The sequence below is a fragment of the Vibrio sp. R10-SG3-ISO10 genome (assembly GCF_059834185.1).
Window position 1 is genome coordinate 1 of record NZ_JCBDHG010000013.1, and the last position, 4,056, is coordinate 4,056.

At 59.0% G+C, this 4,056-nt stretch carries 1 protein-coding gene; it reads right to left on the reverse strand.

The genetic code is table 11. The annotated features are described in order from the left end of the window. A partial coding sequence (locus AC6R16_RS06815; protein ID WP_500673951.1) for a VCBS domain-containing protein occupies positions 1-4,056 on the reverse strand: 4,056 nt, incomplete at both ends.

A 4,056-nucleotide genomic window follows, 5' to 3' on the forward strand; every position in this document is an offset into this window, starting at 1 on the left:
TTCGCACCATTGATGGTGATGGTCACCACCTGCTCGGTGCCGTCTTCCGATTTCACCGTGAAGGTTTCTGTCAGTGGCTCTGAGGTCTCGTTCAGCGCGTCTACCGTCGGGTTGCTGTTATCCAGCTCGTACGTCCACTCGCCATTCGCATCCACACTGAACGTGCCGTAATCGCCCGCCACATCACTTTGCGCCTGGAACACGTTGTCTGTGTTGTCCACGTCGCTGGCTTTCAACGTGCCCGTCGCGGTGTTGTCCGCCGCGTCTTCGGTCACGCTGCCGCTATCATCGCCTGTGATTTTCGCGCCGTCGTTCGCACCATTGATGGTGATGGTCACCACCTGCTCGGTGCCGTCTTCCGATTTCACCGTGAAGGTTTCTGTCAGTGGCTCTGAGGTCTCGTTCAGCGCGTCTACCGTCGGGTTGCTGTTATCCAGCTCGTACGTCCACTCGCCATTCGCATCCACACTGAACGTGCCGTAATCGCCCGCCACATCACTTTGCGCCTGGAACACGTTGTCTGTGTTGTCCACGTCGCTGGCTTTCAACGTGCCCGTCGCGGTGTTGTCCGCCGCGTCTTCGGTCACGCTGCCGCTATCATCGCCTGTGATTTTCGCGCCGTCGTTCGCACCATTGATGGTGATGGTCACCACCTGCTCGGTGCCGTCTTCCGATTTCACCGTGAAGGTTTCTGTCAGTGGCTCTGAGGTCTCGTTCAGCGCGTCTACCGTCGGGTTGCTGTTATCCAGCTCGTACGTCCACTCGCCATTCGCATCCACACTGAACGTGCCGTAATCGCCCGCCACATCACTTTGCGCCTGGAACACGTTGTCTGTGTTGTCCACGTCGCTGGCTTTCAACGTGCCCGTCGCGGTGTTGTCCGCCGCGTCTTCGGTCACGCTGCCGCTATCATCGCCTGTGATTTTCGCGCCGTCGTTCGCACCATTGATGGTGATGGTCACCACCTGCTCGGTGCCGTCTTCCGATTTCACCGTGAAGGTTTCTGTCAGTGGCTCTGAGGTCTCGTTCAGCGCGTCTACCGTCGGGTTGCTGTTATCCAGCTCGTACGTCCACTCGCCATTCGCATCCACACTGAACGTGCCGTAATCGCCCGCCACATCACTTTGCGCCTGGAACACGTTGTCTGTGTTGTCCACGTCGCTGGCTTTCAACGTGCCCGTCGCGGTGTTGTCCGCCGCGTCTTCGGTCACGCTGCCGCTATCATCGCCTGTGATTTTCGCGCCGTCGTTCGCACCATTGATGGTGATGGTCACCACCTGCTCGGTGCCGTCTTCCGATTTCACCGTGAAGGTTTCTGTCAGTGGCTCTGAGGTCTCGTTCAGCGCGTCTACCGTCGGGTTGCTGTTATCCAGCTCGTACGTCCACTCGCCATTCGCATCCACACTGAACGTGCCGTAATCGCCCGCCACATCACTTTGCGCCTGGAACACGTTGTCTGTGTTGTCCACGTCGCTGGCTTTCAACGTGCCCGTCGCGGTGTTGTCCGCCGCGTCTTCGGTCACGCTGCCGCTATCATCGCCTGTGATTTTCGCGCCGTCGTTCGCACCATTGATGGTGATGGTCACCACCTGCTCGGTGCCGTCTTCCGATTTCACCGTGAAGGTTTCTGTCAGTGGCTCTGAGGTCTCGTTCAGCGCGTCTACCGTCGGGTTGCTGTTATCCAGCTCGTACGTCCACTCGCCATTCGCATCCACACTGAACGTGCCGTAATCGCCCGCCACATCACTTTGCGCCTGGAACACGTTGTCTGTGTTGTCCACGTCGCTGGCTTTCAACGTGCCCGTCGCGGTGTTGTCCGCCGCGTCTTCGGTCACGCTGCCGCTATCATCGCCTGTGATTTTCGCGCCGTCGTTCGCACCATTGATGGTGATGGTCACCACCTGCTCGGTGCCGTCTTCCGATTTCACCGTGAAGGTTTCTGTCAGTGGCTCTGAGGTCTCGTTCAGCGCGTCTACCGTCGGGTTGCTGTTATCCAGCTCGTACGTCCACTCGCCATTCGCATCCACACTGAACGTGCCGTAATCGCCCGCCACATCACTTTGCGCCTGGAACACGTTGTCTGTGTTGTCCACGTCGCTGGCTTTCAACGTGCCCGTCGCGGTGTTGTCCGCCGCGTCTTCGGTCACGCTGCCGCTATCATCGCCTGTGATTTTCGCGCCGTCGTTCGCACCATTGATGGTGATGGTCACCACCTGCTCGGTGCCGTCTTCCGATTTCACCGTGAAGGTTTCTGTCAGTGGCTCTGAGGTCTCGTTCAGCGCGTCTACCGTCGGGTTGCTGTTATCCAGCTCGTACGTCCACTCGCCATTCGCATCCACACTGAACGTGCCGTAATCGCCCGCCACATCACTTTGCGCCTGGAACACGTTGTCTGTGTTGTCCACGTCGCTGGCTTTCAACGTGCCCGTCGCGGTGTTGTCCGCCGCGTCTTCGGTCACGCTGCCGCTATCATCGCCTGTGATTTTCGCGCCGTCGTTCGCACCATTGATGGTGATGGTCACCACCTGCTCGGTGCCGTCTTCCGATTTCACCGTGAAGGTTTCTGTCAGTGGCTCTGAGGTCTCGTTCAGCGCGTCTACCGTCGGGTTGCTGTTATCCAGCTCGTACGTCCACTCGCCATTCGCATCCACACTGAACGTGCCGTAATCGCCCGCCACATCACTTTGCGCCTGGAACACGTTGTCTGTGTTGTCCACGTCGCTGGCTTTCAACGTGCCCGTCGCGGTGTTGTCCGCCGCGTCTTCGGTCACGCTGCCGCTATCATCGCCTGTGATTTTCGCGCCGTCGTTCGCACCATTGATGGTGATGGTCACCACCTGCTCGGTGCCGTCTTCCGATTTCACCGTGAAGGTTTCTGTCAGTGGCTCTGAGGTCTCGTTCAGCGCGTCTACCGTCGGGTTGCTGTTATCCAGCTCGTACGTCCACTCGCCATTCGCATCCACACTGAACGTGCCGTAATCGCCCGCCACATCACTTTGCGCCTGGAACACGTTGTCTGTGTTGTCCACGTCGCTGGCTTTCAACGTGCCCGTCGCGGTGTTGTCCGCCGCGTCTTCGGTCACGCTGCCGCTATCATCGCCTGTGATTTTCGCGCCGTCGTTCGCACCATTGATGGTGATGGTCACCACCTGCTCGGTGCCGTCTTCCGATTTCACCGTGAAGGTTTCTGTCAGTGGCTCTGAGGTCTCGTTCAGCGCGTCTACCGTCGGGTTGCTGTTATCCAGCTCGTACGTCCACTCGCCATTCGCATCCACACTGAACGTGCCGTAATCGCCCGCCACATCACTTTGCGCCTGGAACACGTTGTCTGTGTTGTCCACGTCGCTGGCTTTCAACGTGCCCGTCGCGGTGTTGTCCGCCGCGTCTTCGGTCACGCTGCCGCTATCATCGCCTGTGATTTTCGCGCCGTCGTTCGCACCATTGATGGTGATGGTCACCACCTGCTCGGTGCCGTCTTCCGATTTCACCGTGAAGGTTTCTGTCAGTGGCTCTGAGGTCTCGTTCAGCGCGTCTACCGTCGGGTTGCTGTTATCCAGCTCGTACGTCCACTCGCCATTCGCATCCACACTGAACGTGCCGTAATCGCCCGCCACATCACTTTGCGCCTGGAACACGTTGTCTGTGTTGTCCACGTCGCTGGCTTTCAACGTGCCCGTCGCGGTGTTGTCCGCCGCGTCTTCGGTCACGCTGCCGCTATCATCGCCTGTGATTTTCGCGCCGTCGTTCGCACCATTGATGGTGATGGTCACCACCTGCTCGGTGCCGTCTTCCGATTTCACCGTGAAGGTTTCTGTCAGTGGCTCTGAGGTCTCGTTCAGCGCGTCTACCGTCGGGTTGCTGTTATCCAGCTCGTACGTCCACTCGCCATTCGCATCCACACTGAACGTGCCGTAATCGCCCGCCACATCACTTTGCGCCTGGAACACGTTGTCTGTGTTGTCCACGTCGCTGGCTTTCAACGTGCCCGTCGCGGTGTTGTCCGCCGCGTCTTCGGTCACGCTGCCGCTATCATCGCCTGTGATTTTCGCGCCGTCG